General features: G+C 57.6%; 18 protein-coding genes and 1 tRNA gene. 10 read left to right on the top strand and 9 right to left on the bottom strand.

Translation table 11 applies throughout. The annotated features are described in order from the left end of the window. The coding region (locus M017_RS26925; RefSeq protein WP_162179984.1) for a serine hydrolase domain-containing protein at positions 1-516 on the top strand (516 nt) is incomplete at its 5' end. Positions 517-2,973: 2,457 nt separating this feature from the next. On the opposite strand, the gene M017_RS30450 is transcribed toward M017_RS26925, so the two are convergent. From M017_RS30450 to M017_RS0119585, 7 genes are all read right to left on the bottom strand, one after another. Next, positions 2,974-3,096, bottom strand: coding sequence for a hypothetical protein (locus M017_RS30450; RefSeq protein WP_272945397.1), 123 nt, complete (start codon positions 3,094-3,096; stop codon positions 2,974-2,976). Between the two features lie 924 nt (positions 3,097-4,020). Then, complete coding sequence (locus tag M017_RS30795; protein WP_420313856.1) at positions 4,021-4,233, bottom strand: hypothetical protein; 213 nt, start codon at positions 4,231-4,233, stop codon at positions 4,021-4,023. A gap of 26 nt (positions 4,234-4,259) precedes the next feature. After that, entirely contained in the window at positions 4,260-5,354 is a 1,095-nt protein-coding gene (locus tag M017_RS0119605; protein ID WP_031499856.1) for an ABC transporter permease, read from the bottom strand. 1 nt (position 5,355) lies between these two features. Then, positions 5,356-5,688 (bottom strand): PadR family transcriptional regulator, encoded by a 333-nt coding sequence (locus tag M017_RS0119600; protein WP_031499855.1) that lies wholly within the window; start codon positions 5,686-5,688, stop codon positions 5,356-5,358. A 251-nt stretch (positions 5,689-5,939) separates the two neighbouring features. Beyond that, entirely contained in the window at positions 5,940-6,920 is a 981-nt protein-coding gene (locus M017_RS0119595) for a serine hydrolase domain-containing protein (RefSeq protein WP_051670529.1), read from the bottom strand. Positions 6,921-7,202: 282 nt separating this feature from the next. Further along, positions 7,203-8,027: a class I SAM-dependent methyltransferase gene (locus tag M017_RS27990; RefSeq protein WP_080507957.1), complete on the bottom strand. Its 825-nt coding sequence runs from the start codon at positions 8,025-8,027 to the stop codon at positions 7,203-7,205. A gap of 6 nt (positions 8,028-8,033) precedes the next feature. Then, complete coding sequence (locus M017_RS0119585; protein ID WP_155121506.1) at positions 8,034-8,528, bottom strand: helix-turn-helix domain-containing protein; 495 nt, start codon at positions 8,526-8,528, stop codon at positions 8,034-8,036. A 369-nt stretch (positions 8,529-8,897) separates the two neighbouring features. Here M017_RS0119585 and M017_RS0119580 point away from each other — a divergent pair, with 369 nt between their 5' ends. Next, on the top strand, positions 8,898-9,755 hold the full coding sequence (locus M017_RS0119580) for a hypothetical protein (protein WP_155121505.1): 858 nt from the start codon (positions 8,898-8,900) through the stop codon (positions 9,753-9,755). On the opposite strand, the gene M017_RS0119575 is transcribed toward M017_RS0119580, so the two are convergent. Then, positions 9,745-10,392 (bottom strand): hypothetical protein, encoded by a 648-nt coding sequence (locus tag M017_RS0119575; protein ID WP_031499850.1) that lies wholly within the window; start codon positions 10,390-10,392, stop codon positions 9,745-9,747. The two genes, M017_RS0119580 and M017_RS0119575, sit on opposite strands and share 11 nt — an antisense overlap. A gap of 445 nt (positions 10,393-10,837) precedes the next feature. Here M017_RS0119575 and M017_RS0119570 point away from each other — a divergent pair, with 445 nt between their 5' ends. The 6 genes from M017_RS0119570 to M017_RS0119545 all read left to right on the top strand — a co-directional run bounded on the left by M017_RS0119570 (position 10,838) and on the right by M017_RS0119545 (position 17,790). Then, complete coding sequence (locus tag M017_RS0119570) at positions 10,838-11,458, top strand: sigma-70 RNA polymerase sigma factor region 4 domain-containing protein (RefSeq protein ID WP_031499849.1); 621 nt, start codon at positions 10,838-10,840, stop codon at positions 11,456-11,458. A gap of 275 nt (positions 11,459-11,733) precedes the next feature. Beyond that, a complete protein-coding gene (locus M017_RS29465; RefSeq protein ID WP_155121504.1) occupies positions 11,734-12,198 on the top strand; it encodes a hypothetical protein in 465 nt (154 codons plus the stop codon). Then, on the top strand, positions 12,195-13,415 hold the full coding sequence (locus M017_RS0119560) for a S41 family peptidase (protein ID WP_031499847.1): 1,221 nt from the start codon (positions 12,195-12,197) through the stop codon (positions 13,413-13,415). The genes M017_RS29465 and M017_RS0119560 overlap by 4 nt, the downstream gene beginning before the upstream one ends. Before the next feature lie 104 nt (positions 13,416-13,519). Continuing rightward, positions 13,520-16,126 (top strand): CHAT domain-containing tetratricopeptide repeat protein, encoded by a 2,607-nt coding sequence (locus tag M017_RS0119555; RefSeq protein WP_162179983.1) that lies wholly within the window; start codon positions 13,520-13,522, stop codon positions 16,124-16,126. 244 nt (positions 16,127-16,370) lie between these two features. Beyond that, complete coding sequence (locus M017_RS30790; RefSeq protein ID WP_080507955.1) at positions 16,371-16,604, top strand: helix-turn-helix transcriptional regulator; 234 nt, start codon at positions 16,371-16,373, stop codon at positions 16,602-16,604. Between the two features lie 10 nt (positions 16,605-16,614). Continuing rightward, a complete protein-coding gene (locus M017_RS0119545) occupies positions 16,615-17,790 on the top strand; it encodes a tyrosine-type recombinase/integrase (RefSeq protein WP_031499844.1) in 1,176 nt (391 codons plus the stop codon). 223 nt (positions 17,791-18,013) lie between these two features. Here M017_RS0119545 and M017_RS0119540 read toward each other — a convergent pair. Continuing rightward, positions 18,014-18,088, bottom strand: a tRNA-Asn gene (locus M017_RS0119540). A gap of 264 nt (positions 18,089-18,352) precedes the next feature. Here M017_RS0119540 and aceE point away from each other — a divergent pair. Both aceE and M017_RS0119530 read left to right on the top strand, forming a co-directional pair. After that, on the top strand, positions 18,353-21,049 hold the full coding sequence (gene aceE / locus M017_RS0119535) for a pyruvate dehydrogenase (acetyl-transferring), homodimeric type (protein WP_051670527.1): 2,697 nt from the start codon (positions 18,353-18,355) through the stop codon (positions 21,047-21,049). Then, positions 20,982-22,406: a PhoPQ-activated pathogenicity-related family protein gene (locus tag M017_RS0119530; RefSeq protein ID WP_051670525.1), complete on the top strand. Its 1,425-nt coding sequence runs from the start codon at positions 20,982-20,984 to the stop codon at positions 22,404-22,406. The genes aceE and M017_RS0119530 overlap by 68 nt, the downstream gene beginning before the upstream one ends. Positions 22,407-22,809 lie beyond the last annotated feature (403 nt).

Genomic DNA, 22,809 nt, shown 5'->3' with positions numbered 1-22,809 from the left:
TTGGCTGCGTTGAAGCACTTCTCCGGTTCGGTCCTCGTAGCGGAGGGAAACAGCACCCTGCTCGATGCGTCATTTGGCCTCGCCGACTCCGTCTCGGGAGAGGCAAACACGACCAGCACAAAGTTCCGGATCGGATCCATCACCAAGCAATTCACCGCAGTACTAATCGAGCTTCTTCGCGAGGAAGGAACACTGCGGCTTACCGATCCTGTCTCGAAATACATCCAAGGGAGCCCGGTTGCTTGGGCGGGCGTTACGATTCATCAGGCTCTAAACCACACGTCGGGAATTGCCGACTTCACCGACGATCCGAGATTTGAGCAGTGGTCGTCCACCACAAGGACGCCCGCTGAGACCATTGCATTCTTCCGCGAACGACCGCTCGAGTTTCCGTCAGGGAGCAAGTTTCAATACAGCAATTCGAATTACATCCTTCTGGGTGGGGTGGTGGAAACGGCAAGTGGAAGACGATTTGGAGACCTGCTGAGAGAAAAACTCCTGATCCCTTGCGCATGATTGACTCAGGCTTGGATGAAGGCGACCAACTGACTTTGACCGCCGGGCAAAGGGACATGTGCTGACGAATGGAGCCCTGCGCCCCAGTCTAAGCCCCGGTCTCGGCGGCTTGGCCGCGGCGGGATGTATTCTACGACCGGCGACCTGTTGCGGTGGTGCAAGGCCGTCTTCGGACTCCGGGTGTCTCTGATGAGTCGCTTCGACAAATGACAGGAGCGGGACGAATCGACTACGCTTATGGCTTCGCCTTGTCTTCTTTCAAGGCGAGCTTCTGCGTTTGGCACGACGGCAGTATAGATGGATTCTCAGCGTACCTGAGCTACCTCCCGGCACGGAGGCATTACCGTAATCGATCCTAAGCAATGTTGAGAACGACGAGGTCGTTGATTCGGATGGCACTCAGGCCTTCTGGCGGTGGCGCGAGAGTAGGCTCTCCCTTGTCGCGCAGTGTAGCGCAATGCCGGCCGGATCACGCACGATTCGTCGATTTGACCGATCGCCGACGATGGGGGCAAGATCAATAAACACTACTCCGCTGATCATGGGGTTGATTGATTCACGGAAACTGCGGAAAATGGCTCCTTTACAGAGACTCCGGAGTATCTGTTCGCACCGCATGGAGGAGCCCCGGGAATTCACACGGAGTGATATAGAATCTGCATATATCGATGTCCTACAGCTATGACGAGCCATCTCTTGAGCTCCTTAAAGGTACGCTGGATCTCCTAATCTTGCGGACACTGGAACTGCACCCGATGCACGGCTCCGCCATCGCGGAGCGTATTGCTCAGGTTACGCACGGCGCCTTTCAGGTCAAGCTGGATCGTTGTTCCCCGCACTTCATCGCCTCGAACAGGAGGGGTCTATCACGGGCAGGTTGGCAAGAGTCTGCGTTGGGTCGCCGGGGTCCGGACGTATACCCTGACCCCGACGGCATCAAGCAGTTGTCGCAGAACAGAAGACCTGGACACGGATTGTTCAGGCAATGACCGCACTCCTGGAGTCAACCTGACATGCGAATCGCCAGAGGGTTGAACCGGCTATTTGCGACCTGTGTTTCGCAGACAGGATGCCGATAATTCACTTGACGCCGAAATCAGGGACTATGTGGAGGAACAAACAAACGGCTTGTTGATTCTGGCATGCCCGCCGACAAAGCGCGACGTCGGTATGGGTGGAAACAGGAGGGATTGATTCCATCAAGGAAGGTGTCCGGGACGTGTGGATTGGACGAGGAATTAGGACAACGGCTGATGGACGTTCGCTTTGCGTGCCGCTGTCTGATGCGAGCACGCGGGTTTGCGACGATTGTGATCGCGGACCATGGCGCTCGGAATGGGCGCGACCCTGACGATGTTTAGCCTGATGCGCGGGGTAATGTGGCGCCCGTTGCCTTATCCAGAACCCGACGAGTGGCACGATCCAAGTTGATGCAAGGAGCGTTGCCGAAGCGGGTGGGCGCACTTGGCGAAAGTGCTCGACTTGAAGGAAACGTAGCCATTCTCTCGAACAGGTTTCGATGCTTGACACGGGCACGGCGACGCTCACGTACAGAGCGAGTCCGAGCGCGTGACGCCATGCGGTGTTTCCGATAATTCTTCTTCCATGCTGGGCGCACGACCGACCCTCGGAAGGCTTCTTGATTCGCGACTCGACAACCCTAAGTCGGCGCCGTCCGCCATTCTCATCAGCGGCGAACTTTGGCGGCGCCGCTTCTCCTCAGATCCCGCGTCATCGGAGAACCGTACGGTTGGATGATCAGGACGTGCAAATTGCCGGGGTCCTTGCGGCAGATTTCCGCCTCTTCCTGCCACGGCCGCCAGCGCCGCGAGAGAAATCGACGTCTGGTTTCCTTTGCTATGAAGTCGACCCGGCAGTACCGAGGGATCCCCATCCTCGCGCGGCTCAGGACCGGCGCTACTCTCAGTGAAGCGAACGCTGAGTTGCAAGACGATCGCGTCTCAGTTTCAAGCAGGAACATCCGCTGTATTATGCGGCGCTACAGGATGGCAAGCAGCTCAACTCGACGCGAATTGAGTACAGACTCCGGTTACAGCGGTGCCGCTCCAGGGGCAGTCACACGCGATGCCCGGCCAAAGTTGATCTGTTTAGCGAGCGTCGTTGGATTTGTGCTTTTGTTGGCGTGCGCGAATGTCGCTAACCTTTATGTGCCAGAGGCACGGTTCGACAGCGGGAATTTGAGATCCGCTCCGCGCTGGTGTGCGGGTAGCGTCAGGATTTCCCGGCAACTGCTCACCGAAATCTCCTGCTCGCGTTCGTATCTTCATGCGTTGGTCTGATTCTGCGCGCTTGCACTCCAAGTCATCGCAGCGCTAGCGCTTCTCAGGTTTCCCTTGCACTCAAGGATCGCACCGATACAGAGGTGGCAATCTTCGCTGTTGCCTTGGCCGTGGTTACGAGCCTTCTTTTCGGACGCTGCCTGCGTGGCGCTCCTCATCAGTCCACTCGCTCGCGGCAAACCGTGCCACAGACCAGAAGACCAGTTCGCGGAATCTGCAGCGTACCGTTGTCGTGATCGAAGTCGCCCTGTCGATCGTGCCCCTGGCTTGCGGGCCTCATCTACGGTCATTTCTGAACTCCTGGACGCGCCTCTCGGATGTTGACCCTACCCACGTCGTCACCACCAGGTACCCTTCAGCTGCGTCTCTACCCGAAAGCCGAGCAGCAGTGGACGGTCATTGCGCGAAGTGATTGATGGAGTAACGAGCTATTCCTGGTGTTCAAGCAGTGAGCGCTGCTGGACCTTTGCCCCTCTCTCCCAACCAACAGAAGCGCCGGTCGGGCGTGTCGACCGACCGGACGATCCGCCGTCCTGGCAACCCAACAGGGAGCCATGCCTGGATATCTTGGAGTGGTTGGAACGCCTTTGCTTGCAGGTCGTGACTTTACGGATGACGATGTCACTCGTCGCTCCGTAAAGGTCACGACTGCAAGCAAAGGCGTCCAACCACTCCAAGATATCCAGGCATGGCTCCCTGTTGGGTTGCCAGGATCGGCGGATCGTCCGCTCGGTCGACACGCCCGACCGGCGGCTTCTGTTGGTTGGGAGAGAGGGCAAGGTCCAGCAGCGCTCACTGCTTGACACCAGGATAGCTCGTACTCCATCATCACTTCGCGCTGACACGTCCACTGCTGCTTCGGCTTTCGGGTAGAGACGCAGGCTGAAGGGTACCTGGGTGGGTGACGACGTGGGTAGGGTCAAATCCGGAGCGCGTCCAGGAGGTTCAGAAAGACCGTAGGATGAGGCCACCGCAAGCCAGGGGCACGATCGACAGGGCGCTCGATCACGACAGCGTACGTTGCAGATTCCGCGAACTGGTCTTCGTGTCTGTGCACGGTTTGCCGCGAGGGCGAGTGGACTGATGAGGAGCGCCACGCAGGCAGCGTCCGAAAAGAAGGCTCGTAACCACGGCCAAGGCAACAGCGAAGATTGCCACCTCTGTATCGAGTGCGATCCTTGAGTGCAAGGGAACCTGAGAAGCGCTAGCGCTGGCGATGACTTGGAGTGCAAAGCGCGCCAGAATCAGACCAACGCATGAAGATACGAACCGCGAGCAGGAGACTTTCGGTGAGCAGTTGCCGGGAAATCCTGACGCTACCCGCACCCAGCGCGGAGCGGATCTCAAATTCCCGCTGTCGAACCGTGCCTCTGGCCAATAAAAGGTTAGCGACATTCGCGCACGCCAACAAAAGCACAAATCCAACGACGCTCGCTAACAGAATCAACTTTGGCCGGGCATCGCGTGTGACTGCCTCCTGGAGCGCACCGCTGTAAACCGGAGTCTGTTACTCAATTCGCGATCGAGTTGAGCTGCTTGCCATCCTGTAGCGCCGGCATAATACAGCGGATGTTCCTGTTGAAACTGAGACGCGATCGTTTGCAACTCAGCGTTCGCTTCACTGAGAGTAGCGCCGGTCCTGAGCCGCGCGAGGATGGGGATCCCTCGGTACTGCCGGGTCGGACTCATAGCAAAGGGAAACCAGACGTCGATTTCCTCTGCGGCGCTGGCGGCCGGTGGCAGGAAGAGGCGGAAATCTGCCGCAAGGACCCCGGCAATTTGCACGTCCTGATCATCAACCCGTACGGTTCTTCCGATGACGCGGGGATCTGAGGAGAAGCGGCGCCGCCAAAGTTCGCCGCTGATGAGAATGGCGGACGGCGCCGACTTAGGGTTGTCGAGTCGCGAATCAAGAAGCCTTCCGAGGGTCGGTCGTGCGCCCAGCAATGGAAGAAAATTATCGGAAACACCCGCATGCGTCACGCGCTCGGACTCGCCTCTGTACGTGAGCGTCGCCGTGCCCGTGTCAAGCATCGAAACCTGTTCGAGAGAATGGCTACGTTCCTTCAAGTCGAGCACTTCGCCAAGTGCCGCACCCGCGTTGGCAACGCTCCTTGCATCAACTTGAATCGTGACAATTCGGTCGGGTTCTGGATAAGGCAACGGGCGCCACATTACCCCGCGCATCAGGCTAAACATCGTCAGGGTCGCGCCCATTCCGAGCGCCATGGTCGCGATCACAATCGTCGCAAACCCGCGTGCTCGCATCAGACAGCGGCACGCAAAGCGAACGTCATCAGCCGTTGTCCTAATTCCTCGTCCAATCCACACGTCCCGGACACCTTCCTTGATGGAATCAATCCCTCCTGTTTCCACCAATACCAGACGTCGCGCTTTGTCGGCGGGCATGCCAGAATCAACAAGCCGTTTGGTTTGTTCCTCCACATAGTCCCTGATTTCGGCGTCAAGTGAATTATCGGCATCCTGTCTGCGAAACAGGTTCGCAAATAGCCGGTTCAACCCTCTGGCGATTCGCATGTCAGGTTGACTCCAGGAGTGCGGTCATTGCCTGAACAATCCGTGTCCAGGTCTTCTGTTCTGCGGACAACTGCTTGATGCCGTCGGGGGTCAGGGTATACGTCCGGACCCGGCGACCCAACGCAGACTCTTGCCAACTGCCCGTGATAGACCCCTCCTGTTCGAGGCGATGAAGTGCGGGGAACAACGATCCAGCCTTGACCTGAAAGGCGCCGTGCGTAACCTGAGCAATACGCTCCGCGATGGCGGAGCCGTGCATCGGGTGCAGTTCCAGTGTCCGCAAGATTAGGAGATCCAGCGTACCTTTAAGGAGCTCAAGAGATGGCTCTGTCATAGCTGTAGGACATCGATATAGAGATTCTATATCACTCCGTGTGAATTCGCCGGGGCTCTCCATGCGGTTGCGAACAGATACTCCGGAGTCTCTGTAAAGGAGCCATTTCTCCGCAGTTTCCGTGAATCAATCAACCCATGATCAGCGGAGTAGTGTTTATTGATCTTGCCCCCATCGTCGGCGATCGGTCAATCGACGAATCGTGCGTGATCCGGCCGGCATTGCGCTACACTGCGCGACAAGGGGAGAGCCTACTCTCGCGCCACCGCCAGAAGGCCTGAGTGCATCGAATCAACGACCTCGTCGTTCTCAACATTGCTTAGGATGATTACGGTAATGCCTCGTGCCGGGAGGTAGCTCAGGTACGCTGAGAATCCATCTATACTGCCGTCGTGCCAAACCAGAAGCTCGCCTTGAAAGACAGACAAGGCGAAGCCATAAGCGTAGTCGATTCGTCCCGCTCCTGTCATTTGTCGAAGCGACTCATCAGAGACAACCCGGAGTCCGAAGAGGCCTTGCACCCACCGCAACAGGTCGCCGGTCGTAGAATACATCCCGCCCGCGGCCCAAGCCGCCGAGACCGGGCTTAGACTGGGGCGCAGGGCTCCATTCGTCAGCACATGTCCCTTTGCCCGGCGGGTCAAATCAAGTTGGTCGCCTTCATCCAAGCCTGAGTCAATCATGCGCAAGGGGATCAGGAGTTTTTCTCTCAGCAGGTCTCCAAATCGTCTTCCACTTGCCGTTTCCACCACCCCACCCAGAAGGATGTAATTCGAATTGCTGTATTGAAACTTGCTCCCTGACGGAAACTCGAGCGGTCGTTCGCGGAAGAATGCAATGGTCTCAGCGGGCGTCCTTGTGGTGGACGACCACTGCTCAAATCTCGGATCGTCGGTGAAGTCGGCAATTCCCGACGTGTGGTTTAGAGCCTGATGAATCGTAACGCCCGCCCAAGCAACCGGGCTCCCTTGGATGTATTTCGAGACAGGATCGGTAAGCCGCAGTGTTCCTTCCTCGCGAAGAAGCTCGATTAGTACTGCGGTGAATTGCTTGGTGATGGATCCGATCCGGAACTTTGTGCTGGTCGTGTTTGCCTCTCCCGAGACGGAGTCGGCGAGGCCAAATGACGCATCGAGCAGGGTGCTGTTTCCCTCCGCTACGAGGACCGAACCGGAGAAGTGCTTCAACGCAGCCAACGCTCGTGCCTCCGACTCGAGACGCTCGCGCCGCATTCGCGTTCCCCGTGAGGAGTCGCAAGAGAGAATCGCACTTGATAGCAGAATTCCGCAGAGCACAAATCGGACTCGTGCCATCAGGACCCGTGGGCAAAGCTCATGATTCTAGTGTAGTTCGGCCAGATGAAAATCCAAACTCGCGAAAAACGGCGAAGATTTGATTGAGCAGTAAATCCCTTATCGTCCGGCGATCCGGCAATTGACGAATCGAACGTTCGGGATGAATAGCTCAACACCACGCGATTTGAACGAAGGTCGGCATGACACAACCGCCACGATTCACCGAGGGCACTTCTCGCGGGTGAAATTCCATCCATCAGCCCCGCAGCGCAACAACGCGGTGTCCCAACAAACGCTAGCACCTGCAGCGACCGCTCTGCCTTCCCAGATGCAGCCCGCCGCTTTCGGAGGCGGCTTCTCCGCAACCAGCCTGACTAGGCGCTCTTCGAGTTTCTTGACACTCCAATCCGGCCGTGCCCAGACGTCCTCGTACTTGATGACTCGAAGCCCGCTGAATAATGAAAGCAGTTCGTTGTTTCCGAATGTTCCGGTTGGCCAAACTCGTCTGGTGTCTAGATGCCTGTCTTCCACAACGACAATGCCACCAGGCCGCAACGCCTGGGCTACCCTCGGCGCGATGGCTTTGGTCGGTTCGTACGTCAAGACGATCAGGTCCCACTTTTCCGTGCCGAAATCAAAGGCTTCGAAGGTACTGACTTCTGCAGTGAGTCGGACAGCGAGGCGTGCGGCTTCCAATTTGGCTTGCCGAATTCCCTCGTCGGCGGAATCGAACCCGGTAACGTCCCAACCGTTCCGGGCAAGGAAGAGCGCATTGCGCCCTTGTCCCATTCCGACGTCCAATGCGCGTCCCGGTTTGCGGTTCCGAACCGCTTCAACCAGTAAAGCGTTTGGTTCGCGAGTGAATACATCTGAGCCACTTGAATAAAGGATGTTGTAGTCGCCGGGTTGCGCTGATGCGCACATTGACACCAGCAGGAGCGCTCCAAGGCTTCGCATGACTTTCAGTCTACTCACGGGAAACGGCATAGTTTTTACCAATCCCGTCCAGGATCGTCGGCGATCCGTCGATTGACGGAGAAGCATGAATGTTCACTCCAACAATCCCCGCACACTGGGCACCTTCACCGAAGCCGATGGGTCTGGGAACCCATTCAGCACCAGCCATTCCCTGTGGGCCGGCGGCAACTTTGTATAGGGTACAAAGTGGGGATGCTCCCGGAGAAAGGCCTCAAACGAGGACTCGGCGATTCCTCCCTTGAACCGACGAAGGTAGCCACTCTTCAGCAATCGCTGCACTGTCGTGCGGGAGCGGCCGATATCGTGCGCAACTTGCTTCACTGTTAGCGGCTGATGCTCCAGTTCATCCATTCGCTTCTCAACTCGTTGCTTGTGCTTTCGAAACGCTGCCTGGGTGCGGCCATTTGGGTTCTGCCCGCGCTCAATCGCATCGCGCTCGTGCCGGTTCCATCGTGGCTTCGTCTGCCACGGCCACTGGTCGCGCGGGAGTCTACGCCGAAGGAACTCCTTGATTGCCTCCGGAGTCCGCTCCAGTTCATTCGCCAACGCTTCAATGGGTCGTCGCACGTCTTCCGGTTCCTTGGCCCATGCAACAACCAATCGGGATTCTGATGTCGTCCAATTTCGCATGCCTCTCAACCGGCTCCTCAATGGGGGTCTTGATTGGCATCCTAGGGACGCTTCGCTTTTTCAACAATTGGCAAACGTGACGGCTCGGCAGTTCGTCATCGCGCCGCTCAGGGATACGGTGGCGGCGCTAAACCTCTGCAATGACGGGAGTTGAATGCCTAACGCATTTGCCTGCTGACGCCGGGAACAGCCTTCGCGGCCATGGTCAAAAAATGTCGATCCCTTGTAGTGTCCGTGGGTAATATCGGAATCGATTTTCTCCGAGGGATTGCCGCTTTTTCCCAAAGCCATGCATACTCGATGGGAGTGGGCAAGAACGAATCAGCGCGGTCCAACCGAGGCAGTGATTCCCAGACCGAACTTTCCGAACGAATGCTTCAGCAGTCGCTGAGAGTCTCATGGAGGGGCTTGGCGGCAGAGGTTAATCGCGTTCTGGAATTCCGGGCGTTTTCACTTTGGACACGAGCAATCATTGAGATCGAAGGCTCAATTCCTGACTCAGTGCTTGCCTCCATCGAGGGACGCTGCCCTGGATCTGGGATGCGCAAAAGGGGCAATCACGATCTGGGTTCGCTGTGGACAGACCTTCTTGCGTGGTCCGAGCAGTTCGTGTTCACAGAGTCTAAAGCTGGCGGATGGATCGAGGCGGCCCACTATTACTCCGGCCTGGACCCTCGTTCGGAGCAAATCTGGCTGCATATGGAGCGATCCGTGAGTGAGTGGTCTGAGAAGCGGCCAACCCACTACCCCGAGTTCACCGAATGGTGGAAGACCGCTCCGGCACCGAGCTTTGAGATTCCCCCGGCCACTCTGGACGAAGCCATTGAGGCAATCGCTTTCTCCTATTGGGCAGTTCTGCTTTTGGCAGTCGGTGACCAAGAAAGCTCCCTGCAAGACAAAATCGAATCTCGCTGCCCGAGCTTCCTTACGAATCATCCGATTCCACCGAGCAACGACGCGGATGCTGTGGCAAGGTTCCGCAGTGCAATGGAAGCTTACCTTCTGGCCGGGCACGAAGATTCGCAGCGCGTGAAGGCTGCCGCGATGAACCATCTCCGCACCATCCGCATCAAGGCGTACTTCGACGCCTGCCTGGACCATGTTCAGATCCCGCCCTTTCAGGTCTGGCTGCAGCAGGCTGACGAGTTCGTCGTTAGCCCTTAGCGCCGGCCGCCATCGCTTGTGGCGAACCCTTTGGGTAGCCATGCACCGATACCAGCCAATACTGGGTTTCCGGCGCCAAAACGCCGAAGGGAATTTCCTCAGAATGCTCCTTGCAGAATGCCGAAAAGGACGCCTCTGTGATGCGACCACGCCGCCGCCGCAACCACCCATTCCGCTGCCAGCGACGGACATCGGCTTCCGATACCTCAAGTACGCCCGCCAAGTCTTTGGCCTTGAAGCCACCAAAGAAGTCAGCCGACTTCCCCAGCCGGCGCAACCGCGCCACGATGGATTCCACGGATCGCCCGAGGCGCCTGGCGATGATCTCCTTGGGCTGATGAACCAGCGACAGTAGCACCAGGTCGGTACCGCCATCCCAATCGCGCCGCCGCACTTCATCCGTGCACCGAAGCCCGAGTGCCCGCGCTCTTTTGGCGATCTCGCGCCGGGTTAAGCCTGGATGCCGCGCTTGAATTGCCGAGATGGCAGCAATAGCGGCCTTTTTCCCCAGTGGGTACTGTGAGCGCAACAGATCATCGTCTTCGGCTGTCCAATTGCCCTTCAGCAGATCTTGACTAGCCGGATCACCGGCTGTGGAGACGTAAACTCCGTTTCCGAGTACTTGGCGCAGCGTCACTGTTCGTTCCGGGTGCGCCTGAAGACGCGCGCGGACATCGAGTGTCGGGAAACCAGAGTGCCCGGGGGAAGAAAGGCGCTGGGGGGGAGGTCCCTTCGACATGACTACCACCTGTTCAGTCTTTACATTGTTCAGTTGCCGTTCCTGCGCTCCGACTGCCTCTCAGTCAGGGCGACATCAGCCGTGTGGTGCTCAACGCCGGCAAACTTTGCCAATAAGCTGCCCACAACACTAGAAGTCCTGACTCAGGCGAAAGGTCCGATTCTCATGCGCAACCGGTGTTGGATGGCCAGTGTTACAGTGACAATTCAGTCCGCGGATGACTAGCAAGTAACTGGAAAAAAGTTTTGGGACTTTTTGGGCTGCCCGGATCTTCTATTGAGTAGAGGGGCAGACTCAGTCGGCATTCCTCTAGTACGTCGGCCAAAGGTCGGCAGGGGTTCTCATGGCAGCAAACCACGATAATCGCCCTGATAGCTTCGACTTGGAAGTGATTCCACCCTTCTGGCTTCGCGACGATGAAGAGGGCAAGCAACTGCTGGATGCAAGGGTCGTAAAGGTTGCTAGCGAGAACTGGCATTGGGCATTTCGATTTGCCAGAAATGAATTGCATGATGGTGCCGGCGCTCTTGAGATCGTCGAGTTCGTGGCAATCGAAGTTTCCAAGCGCCTCCGTGCCGAACCAGCAGTTCTGACGAACTTGGCCGCGTACTACAAGACTGCATATGTAAATCGTGTCCGGGCCTTGGCTGAGCGTAATGGCCGGATCCGCTACGAAGGCAGCCCCAACGACCTCGAACTCAACCACCAGCCGATCGCCGCTGACTGGTTCAAGCTCTTCGAGAACCGGATGATTCTGCAAGCCCTGCTCCCGTTCACTGCTGAGCCGATTCGCCGCATTCTCAACTACCGACTCCTGGATTTCTCGTGGAAAGAAATTGCCGGGCAACTCGGGGTTACAGAGAAGCAGGCGAAATCACGGTTCTATTACGGAGTTCAGCAGGCACGGGATGAGCTATCCGCCGCCCAAAAGAAGCGGGCCCGCAAGGAGGCATCCGCACCATGAAAATGATGGATCCAGATCAAAGCTTCACTCCGCGTGAGGAGCGACAGCTGCTGCAAAGTGTCGCCGCGCTGCTTGAGGCAAACCTCTCGCAACTCGACACAACTCAATGCCCGTCCTGCACAGATTTGAGGAATCTGGCAAGACGCCGAATTCGCTTAGCGGATGCTGATTCCCTCGTAGATCACGTCGGCGTTTGTCCGCGGTGCTTCAAGAGCTACTCGGAGTTTCGGGCCCAGCATAAGCGGCGCGTCCGAATCCTTTACAGCGCTGTAGCCATGGCCGCTGGCGTGTTGATTGCGGTTGTACTCTTACAGCCGATGCGTCCACATGTGGCTCGGCCCAATCCTCCAGTGCCGATCATCGCCAAGCTGCCGGAACGGTCAGCTCCCGTGGTGGCCGCCGTCGTGGACCTCACGAAGTTGGGCGTGGCGCGGAGCGATTCTCCGGCAGCGGGAGATCGACCGCAAGTGGGCTCTTTGCCATGCGCCAGAGTCACCCTTTCCGTCCACCTGCCCGTCGGAAGCGAGGACGGTCGCTACGATGTGGCGCTGCTGCGCAAGTCCGGAGAATCCGTGGTGTCATCAAGCGGGAATGCGACGCTGCAGAACTATGTTGAAGTGCTCGGCGTGGAAATTGATTTGTCCTCTGTGGCTCCAGGCAACTACAGTCTCGCGATTCGAAGGGTTGGATCTTCCTGGAGAGAGTATCCGATTGCTTTGGTCCCCAAGGAGGCCCCATGACGACTGACGCTCCCGAATTCTCACGAGCGGTTCGAGAACAACTGCTCGAAGCGATTGCCACCACGGTTCAGGCAAGGTTTTTCGACCCGAAGTTCAATGGCCGCAATTGGCAAACTCTTGTCCAACTGGCCAGAGAAGGCATCTTGCAAGCCACCAACCCGGTTGATTTCGAATCACGTGTCCAAAACTTGCTCGAACAACTCGCAGTCCAGCCGGTTGGATTTTTTCATCGCAGTCGTGCAAAGTTTCCTGTACACCATGTGCTTCGGGCCACGCTTTATCCACATGACGGCGCCTGGGTCTTTGAAGATGTCCAGGAGGACGGGCCAGCTTTTGCCGCACAGATCAAGCCGGGTGACACGCTACTCGCCGTCAACGACAAGCCCGTAGCGCCACCGGAGCCAGTGCGATTTCCTGCAGGCGCTCCGGCGTCGATTCTGATCCGGCGCCGCAACGGCAACGAGGAACGCATCGTGCCGCAAGCGCTCCCGCCAGACGAGGCGCGCCGCAACTCTGTTCGCACGGCCTTGCTCGAAAATGGCGTCGGCTATCTGAAGATCACTCGATTCCCTGGATTGGTCGGGGTAGACATGGCCAGAGACATCGACGCCGCCGTCCAAACACTCGCTGAATGCCGCTCGCTCGTGGTGGATCTTCGTGGGAATCCTGGGGGCGGTTCCGCGAATTTGCGGCTAATGAGCTACTTGACGCCGGACAAGAGGCCGGTCGGCTACAGCTTGACTCGTCCGCGTGCAGAACGTGGCTATCGCCGGGAGGAACTGGCACAGTTCCGTCGCATTCCGACGAATAAGCTCGCCCTCATCGGGCTTGCGGTTCGCTTCAAGTTTGCGGACAAGTCCATCGTCGTCGTCACCGAGGGCTTGAAGCCTCCCAAGTGTCAATGCCGTGTCGTACTGCTGGCGAACGAGCACACCGTAAGCGGCGCCGAGATCGTCGTAGGTTTCGCAAAGGACCACGGGTTGGCACGGTTAGTGGGCACCCGCACAGCTGGCCGGCTCTACGGATGGAGTTCCTTCCCGATCCAGCAGGACTACCGGCTTACCATCCCGGTAAGCAACTACATTACGTGGGAAGGAAGGTGCTTCGAAGGCACCGGCATCGAGCCTGACTTCGAGGTGCCATTCTCTCCCGAAGCCGCTTGGGACGGCAGGGATTTGCAGTTGGAGGAGGGGGCCAAGATCGCCGCCAGTCTTTGACCTGAACAGAGAGTTTTCTCGGAGGAACTACATTTATGGCCGTTCTGAATCCAAGGCGCATGGCTGCCTCAGCTGTTTGTTGTCTCGGGATCTTGGTTTTCGCTGTGTGGCCGCCGATACTCGTCGCACAATCGGATGATCCGAACGCCCTGCTCGCTGAAGCGGAGCGGCTCTACTGGCTGGACAACTGGGCAAAGTCCCGGCCGTTGTACGAAAAGGCGGAAGCTCTGTTCGAAGCGAAGGGCGATCTTCGGAATGCCGCCCTTGCCCGTATCAGCCGCTTGCGCGCCGACGCAGATCGGATTTCCTACCCCGAGGTCAGTCAGCAACTGGCGAAGGAACTCGAAAACCCCATCGTAGTCAGCGATCCTCAAGTCCGCCTCCGCTGCCTGATCGTCAAGGCAACCATCGACCTGAGTATCGACCCACTTCTTTCCGCCGGCACATGGCGAACTGCTCTGGAGTTGGCCAACACTATCGGAGAGACGCGGTGGGTTACGAGAATTCAGGGCGAACTGGGCATCATCTCTTTTCTGGAAGGCAAGAGCACGGAGGCCCGCGGGATCATGACCAAGGTGATTCAGTCTGCGGCGGCCGTGGGCGACCTTGCGGGTCAGATTCGCGCTCTATCGCTCATCGGAGTGGGTCTGTCGGAACTGGGTGAGTATGATCGATCCCTCCGCTTCTTCGACCAAGCCTTGGACCTCTCGCAAAAGAATCCGGACCTGCGCTTCCCGTTGATGGCACACATGGGGAAGGCTTCCGCCCTGAACGCATTAGGACGAACGCGCGAAGCGCAGGACTTCCTGAAGCGGGCAATCCGCTTCGTCGAAGAAACGGAAATGAACGTATATCGTGCGGACATTCTACTCGCGCTCGCTGGAAGCGCGGCCAGAAGCAAGGACTATCCCACAGCCGTGGAGTTGCTCACGGAGGCCGTCCGATCGGCTGAACGATTCGAGATGCCTCGTCCCCGAGCTGCTGCCTTGCTCAGCCTGGGTGCCATTTATCGCGAAATGGGCGATTCAAAGAAGGCGGACGAGGCTGCTTCGGAAGCAGTCGTCGCGGCGAGGAAGCTCGTGGACATGTACGTCTTGCCACGGCACCTCGCTTCGGCGGCAGCGATCAAGGTGAACAGCGGCAAGATATCCGAGGCGGATTCACTTTACGAAGAAGCGGGCGACCTCATCGAAGCCATGCTGGTGAACGTACCGAGCCCAAGACTTCGCAGCACTCTAGTGGCCGCCATGAGCGAAGTCTATGTTGGGCACTTCGCGCTCGCCGTAGAAGGGCTGAAAGACAACCAGCGTGCGTTCGAGATCCTGGAGCGCGCCCGAGGTCGTGCCGCGGCAGACGCCCTTCGATCTTTGCCAACACAGCAGTCCACTCCTCAGGGAACGAAAGCGCCAGCGGAGCGCCAAATCGCCGCTCTGCAAATTCGCCTCCAGCAAGCAGCAACGCCCCGGATTCGAAAAGAGCTTCTCAACCAACTGGCATTGGCCGAAGAGGCGTTGTCACCACTCCACTTCGATCAGCATCGTTTCAACCAATTTCTTCGGGGCGATCCGGTTTCGCTCGATGCCTTACGCAAGACCATGCGCGAGGACGAGTTGATCGTCGAATACGTGCTGGCAGATCCAGCATCGTTTGCCGTCGTCATTTCAAAGGCTGCCATTCGCATTCAGAAGCTGGCGAGCAAAGCCACGATTGATGGGCTGGCCCAACGATTTCACGGTGAGTTGAAGAATAAGGAGTCGTCTGCAGCGCCTTCCGGCGTGACGCTGGCATCCGAACTGCTCAGGCCCATCCCAGAGATCTTGGGCAGTAAGCGGGTGATCTTAGTCCCTGACGGAATGCTTCACCTCACGCCGTTTGATGCCCTCCCATCCGGGCGCACTGGTTACTTGGGAGATCAAAAGGTCATTTCAGTAGCGCCCTCCGCGACCGTCCTCCATCTGATTCGTACTAATCGCCCCATCACGACTCAAACCGCACGCCTGCTTGCAGTTGGTAACGTGGCGTACCCCGCCAGTGGACCTTCTCCAAACACCACGCGGGAAACGCGCGGGATGTTCGATGCCACCGGCAGCGGTATCACGGCCCTACCGTCGACCGCAGATGAGATCGCAGCAATCGCTGCTCTCGCCGGCCCTAAGTCGGTGGTCTTGGATGGACGGGCCGCGACTGAGAAGGCCCTCAAATCCCAGCCGCTCCGGTCATTTTCGATTTTGCATCTGGCCGTTCACGGAGTCGCCGACTCCAAGTTCCCAGATCGTTCCGCCCTCGTGTTCGGTTCTGACGCCGCGGCTCATGAAGACGGATTACTCCAGGTCCGGGAGATTGAATCGCTCCCGCTCAACGCTGACCTTGTGACGTTGTCCGCCTGCGACACCGGTGCCGGTCGCATCCAAGGCCAGGAGGGCGTTGCCAATATCGTTCGCGCCTTCCTGTACGCCGGCTCACGGTCCATCGTCTCGACCCTCTGGGAAGTGGACGACACATTCACTGCGGCTCTGATGAAGCGCTTCTACGCGAACTTGGCCGCCGGACGCGATGTCAGCGACGCCCTGCGCCTAGCCAAGCTCGAAATGCGCCGTCGCCTCGGCCCCAATGCTACGCCATACTTCTGGGGCCCCTTCACTGTCGTCGGTGATGGGCTCACGCGGATCCAGTTTGGACCGCAAGGGCGTGGAGACAAGCCACGAAACTGAACAAAGGCGAACCAATTTGACCGACAAGGCCGGTATAGCCCTTCAATCCTCCGCATTCGTGTCCTTCGAACAAACATCACCTTAGCCACGCTACCGTCCGTTACGACCCCATTCCGGGATTCCTCTTCAAGCATCACGACTGCTCGGCAAGTCGCTTTGTCGTGAAGCATTTTCGGGCTAAAAGAATCCCAGGGCAAGCGGGCCTTCCGCTCCCAACTTTGAGCCTGGATCGACGGAGGTGGACATGTCTGTTTATTTTACGGAAAGAGAAGTGGCCCAGGAATTGAGAGTGAGCCTGGCGTCCTTGCGCCGCTGGCGTGTCGAGAATCGAGGACCCCGATATGTCAAGGTTGGGTCCCTTGTTCGCTACTCGGTACGCGATCTCGAAGAATGGTTGGCTGGGTTACCCAGTGGAGGACTTTCCGGCAAGAAGGAACCGCAAACAGCAAGGCCACGACGCGAGAAGTTCGCGTCCTGAGGTGTAGCGAATGTCCTTGTTCAAACGTGGGAAAGTCTGGTGGTACGAGTTCTGGTTCGCAGGTCGGAGAATTCAGGAATCGACTAAGGCAACCAGCAAGTCCGTGGCGAAACTCGCTGAGGTAAAGCGGCGACGCGAGCTTGAAGAGGGGTTCAACAGCGTCGAGGACGTCCGTCATCTGCAGATCCAAACGCTCCAGCAAGTGGCTGCGGACTACCTGACTAGCTATGGACTCCGGCACAAAAGCGCGACATTCGCGAAATACGCCGTTGGACACGTAGTGCGCCTTCTCGGCGAACGGATGGTAGTGGATATCGACGAACGAGCGGTGACCGAGTACCAAGACACGCGGCTCCTCGAGAAGGCCGCGCCAAAGTCGGTGAACGAGGAAGTCGGCTTTTTGCTCCGACTTCTAGGCGACCGCGGAACGATCATCCGCAACCGTCTCAAGAAAGAAAAGACCCTGAAACTAAAGGTATCCAAGAGCAAAGCAAAGGCATATTCTGCTGAAGAGAAGCGAAAGCTCGTTCAGGCCGCAAATGAGGCTCGGTCCCCGCATATTCGCCTGTGCATTGTGATAGCGCAGAATACCGGTATGCGGGCTGGCGAAATCCGCCACCTTCGTTGGATGGACATCAACTTTGACAACTTGTACCTGACGGTAGGGAGGAGCAAGACGGCGGCAGGCGAGGGACGGACCATCCCAATCAACCCTGATCTCCAAAATGCGCTATTGGAACGCCGAGAATGGTTTGTTGCGCGATTCGGCTCCATTCTTCCGGATTGGTATCTATTTCCCGGGGGCCGCTCGAATAAATTGGACCCGACCCGCCCGGTCACCACCTTGAAAACCGCATGGACGAACCTACGCAAACGCGCCGGCGTTAAGGGGCGACTGCATGACGCGCGCCACACCTTCATCACTGAGCTTGCCGAGAGCGGGGTCGGCGATCAAACGATTATGGACCTTGCAGGCCATGTCAGTCCTCAAATGGTGAAGCACTACAGCCACATCCGCATGCAAACCAAGCGCGATGCTGTGCAACAAATCTGGCTGAAACAGCAGAACGCTAGCACCGAATCCCAAGCCACCGAACAGCCCCAACGGGAGAGCCGAAATAAACCGGAAGCTCGAGCCAAGCAAACGGTCCGGAGACCGCCCGCAAGTCAGGACGACGACAGATGAGTTCCCAATCCGTTCGCCCACATCGGAGCGGGGTGGTGGAACGCATGGCAATTTCAGAGGAAGACGAATGCCGCCACGCAAGTCCGTATCAAACGCAAACGGACCCACCATGTGGATCCGTTGATACTCGTTTTGAAGGAGTGTCCCTACAAAAGTCCCTACAATCGCTGTTTTGGATGGGGAGAAGGGCAGGTAGTTTGGGCTGTAAACCCTTTAGAATCTTTGGCTCCCCGGGTAGGATTCGAACCTACAACCCTTCGGTTAACAGCCGAATGCTCTACCATTGAGCTACCGAGGAACGCGCTGACTTCTTAATTACACCAAAGGATTCCCTTGCCTGTCAACAGTCCCTCTAAAACATTTGGCTCCATTCTTGTTTTATCGATCCTGGATGCCAGCAACCTGATTCCTTGGCATCCGAAAGCACTCATGCCACCTCGTGAGCAGACACGCTCCCGGCCGAAAAGATGCACCCAATCGAAAGAATCCATCTTCCTGGCAGGATTCGACTCCCCATCCGATCCTCCAACAAGTTAAATTAATAGCTAGATTCCCTTTAGCAATGATTACCACCAAGCCAGAGATTCCAGTCGACGCAGCCGGACAAGAAACCTCCGAATGGCTGGAGGCCCTCGACCAGGTCGTTGATGAAGCGGGACAGAAGCGAGCGAGCGAACTGCTCCAACAGCTGATGTCTCGCGCCGCGCAACTTGGCGTGACGGCTCCCATGCGCCAGAACACCCCTTATGTGAACACGATTCCCGTGTCAGAGGAGGTTCCGTATCCAGGCGATCGTGAGATCGAACGCCGGATCAAGTCCTACGTGCGTTGGAATGCGATGGCGATGGTGGTACGCGCCAATAAGTATGACGACGGGATTGGTGGACACATCTCTACCTTTGCCTCACTCGCCTCGATCTCCGAAGTCGGCTTCAACCACTTCTTCCGCGGCTCAATCCAGGCAGCCGACGGCTCGACGCAGCCCGGCGATTTCATTTATTACCAGGGCCACGCCTCTCCCGGTGTCTACTCCCGCGCCTTCCTCGAAGGCCGGCTCAGCGAAGAACACCTCATGAATTTCCGCCACGAGCTGCGTGACAAGCCAGGCCTGTCCAGCTACCCGCATCCATGGCTGATGCCGGACTTCTGGCAGTTCCCCACCGTCTCGATGGGCCTCGGTCCGATCAATTCGATCTACCATGCCCGCTTCCTGCGCTACCTCGAGAATCGCAGTCTGATCCCGGTCACGGATCGCAAAGTCATCATGATCGGTGGAGACGGCGAGACGGACGAGCCGGAAAGCCTCGGCGCGCTCACGCTGGCCTCGCGCGAGAAGCTCGACAATCTCATCTTCATCATCAACTGCAATCTGCAGCGTCTCGATGGCCCGGTGCGCGGCAATGGCTCGATCATCCAGGAACTGGAAGGCGCCTTCCGCGGCGCGGGCTGGAACACGATCAAGTGCCTCTGGGGCTCCAACTGGGATCCGCTCTTTGCCAAAGACAAGACCGGCATCCTCACCAAGCGCATGGCCGAATGCGTCGACGGTGAATATCAGAATTTCAAGGTCCGCGGCCCGGCCTATGCCCGCAGCGAATTCTTTGGAAAGTATCCCGAACTCGCCGAACTCGTAGCCGACCTGAGCGACGACGATATCGCCAATCTCAAGCGTGGCGGCCATGACCCGGTCAAGGTCTACAACGCCCTGCGCCGCGCCTACGCCCACCGCGGCGGCCCGACAGTCATCCTCATGAAGTCGATCAAGGGCTACGGCATGGGAGAAGCGGGCGAAGGCAAGAACGTCGCCCACAACCAGAAGAAGCTCAACGAAACGGAACTGGAGTATGTGCGCAAGCGCTTCAGCATTCCGGTTCCTGCTGAAGCCGCAATGACGGCCAGCTTCTATAAGCCTGACGAAAATTCTCCAGAGGCGCAGTACATCCGAAAGCAGCGCGCCGCGATGGGCGGTCCCGTTCCTTCCCGCAACGAAGGGAACTGGGCGCTCACCGCGCCGAGCATAGACTCCTTTGCCGAATCCCTCGGTGGCTCTGCCGGCCGTCCTGCTTCGACGACGGCAGCCTTTGTCGGTATCCTCAAGAGCATCCTCAAAGAGAAGGCGATCGCAAAGTATATTGTGCCCATCGTCCCCGACGAGGCACGTACCTTCGGCATGGAGTCGCTGTTCCGCCAGGTGGGCATCTACGCCAGCCAAGGCCAGCTCTATAAGCCCGTCGACAGCGATATGTTCCTGTACTACAAGGAATCGCGCGATGGCCAGATTCTGGAAGAAGGCATCACTGAAGCCGGTTCAATGGCCAGCTTCACCGCTGCCGGCACGGCTTACGCGAATCTGAACACGCCGATGATCCCGTTCTACATCTACTATTCGATGTTCGGGTTCCAGCGTGTCGGCGATCAAGTTTGGGCATTTGCCGACGCTCGCGGCAAGGGTTTCATGATCGGCGGCACCGCCGGCCGCTCCACCCTGAACGGCGAAGGCTTGCAGCACCAGGACGGTCACACGCATGTGCTGTTCAGCGTCGTCCCCACCTGCCAGTGCTACGATCCGGCTTACGCCTACGAACTCGCGGTCATCATCCAGGACGGCATCCGGCGGATGTACCAGGATCGCGAAAACATCTTCTACTACATCACGGCCTATAACGAAAACTATCCGCAGCCCGCAATGCCGACGGACATTCCGGACATCGAGAATGGTATCCGTCGCGGCATCTACAAGCTGCGCAAGTCCACCCACGGCGAGGCGAGTGTACAGCTCTGGGGCTCTGGCCCTATGCTGAATGAAGCACTGCGCGCGCAGGAAATTCTTGCCCAGAAGTTCAACATCGCTGCCGATGTCTGGTCGGTAACCAGCTATGTCAACCTGCGCCGCGACGCCATCGAAGTGGAACGCTGGAACCGTCTGCATCCCAACCAAACTCCGCGCCGTCCCCTGGTGCAACAGGTGCTCGACGGATCGCATGGCCCCATCATCGCCTCGAGCGAATACATGAAGGTGCTCGCTGATCAACTCGCGCCTTGGCTCGATGGCCGGCTCACGGCTCTTGGGACCGATGGCTTTGGCCGCTCTGAGAATCGGGCTCACTTGCGCCGCTTCTTTGAAATCGACGCAGAGTCCATTGCCGCCGCAGCCCTCTCTCGCCTCGCGCGAGAAGGTAAGATGGATGCCAATGCGGCTGCCCAAGCGATTCGCGATCTCGGACTCGATCCGGAAGCACCCAACCCGGCTACTCTCTAGTCTTTTTCTTGTCTTTACTGCGTTTGGCGCCGATACCGCGCTCGATCGTTATGTGAAGACTCCCGATCCAAGCTACCAATGGAACGCCGCTGGCACTTCGAGTGTGAGCGGCGTTTCTGTTTCTCTGCTCGAGATGACCAGCCAGACCTGGCGTACGGCACAAGAAGTGGACAAGCCGGTCTGGAAGCACTTTATCCAGATCTACAGGCCCGCCAACGTGAAAAGCAACATTGCCCTGCTCTGGATCGACGGCGGAAACAATCGCGGAAACAAACCCAATCCGAATCCGCTCATGCTGAAGATCGCGCAAGACAACGGCGTGATCGTTGCCGAACTACGCCAGATTCCAAGCGAGCCCCTGAGCTTTCTTGACGAAACAAACCGGCCGCGCAATGAAGACGGCATTATCGCTTACACCTGGGAGAAATACCTGAAGGGAGGAGACGACCAGTGGCCACTCCGCCTGCCGATGACCAAGGCCGGAGTGCGCGCCATGGATACGGTGACGGCCTATTTGAAATCACAGGCAGGCGGCGCGATCGACGTCAATCGCTTCATCGTCGGCGGCGCCTCCAAACGTGGCTGGACCACCTGGACCGTCGCGGCAGTTGATCCGCGCGTCGTAGCCATCGCCCCAATGGTCATCGACCTTCTGAATATAGTGCCCAACTTCATGCACCACTATCGCGTTTACGGGTTCTGGGCGCCCGCGATTCAGGATTATGTCGACAGCCGGATTCCCGATTGGTTTAACACCAAACGCTTCCAGTCGCTCATGAAAATTGAGGAACCCTTCGAGTACCGGGATCGCTTGACGATGCCGAAGTTGCTGATCAATTCTGCGGGCGACGATTTCTTTGTCCCGGATAGCTCGCAGTTCTACTACTCCAAGCTGAAGGGCGAAAACCACATCCGCTATATGCCCAATACTCGTCACAGCCTCGAACCGGCCGGAGTGGCTCAAAGCCTCTCCGCCTTTGTCGATTCCATCGTGAACCAGAAATCGAGACCTCATCTGTCCTGGAAGATCGATCGCAAAAACGGTGCGATCGCAGTCAAAACAGTCGAGCAGCCCAAGGAAGCAAAGCTCTGGAGCATCACCAACCCGAAAGCACGGGACTTCCGCTTAACTACTACCGGTCCGCAATGGAAATCAGAGAAGGTTTCGCTCGTCAAAGGCCGTTACGTCGCCCGTGTCCCCAAGCCAGGCTCCGGGTATACCGCCTTTTTTGTCGAACTGAGCTACGAAAATGGAAGCCCGAATCCTCACACCTTTACTACAGAGGTCAGCATCGTGCCGAATGTCTATCCCTTCCCTACCCCAAAGCCCGGGGACGGTCTGGCGCCTCGAAACTAAGAGAACTCGATCTCCCAACTAGGGTTCTTACGCTATTCCCTATACCTGACGGCATAGTACCCTAAAGGTACTATGCTCATTCCTGTTTTCCTAGGAGTAGTGTCTCTCCATGCACAGTTTGGAGGGACGGGAGCGCTTCCGGATGAAAGTCGCTCTCCCATGGCCATTCGATCTCCCCAGAAAATGCTGTGCAAACTGGACGTTAGCGGCGATATTTGGGTTGGCAAAAGATCGATTCGAGGGGGGAGTATCCGGGTTCGCGACCTGAGTGGGACCGGAATTCTTTCTGCTTCAGGCGTAATTCGCTTTTTCTTCGCAAATGGCCGTTTCCACGACCAACTTTGGCGCGCAGATTCTTATGGCACATCCTTTTCATCCTCCAAGGTTCGACCGGTAGATGAAG

This window comes from Bryobacter aggregatus MPL3, assembly GCF_000702445.1.
In the GTDB taxonomy this organism is placed as follows: Bacteria; Acidobacteriota; Terriglobia; order Bryobacterales; family Bryobacteraceae; genus Bryobacter; species Bryobacter aggregatus.
The sequence above is the reverse complement of the archived record's forward strand: the minus strand, read 5'-3'. Positions and strand labels throughout refer to the sequence as shown.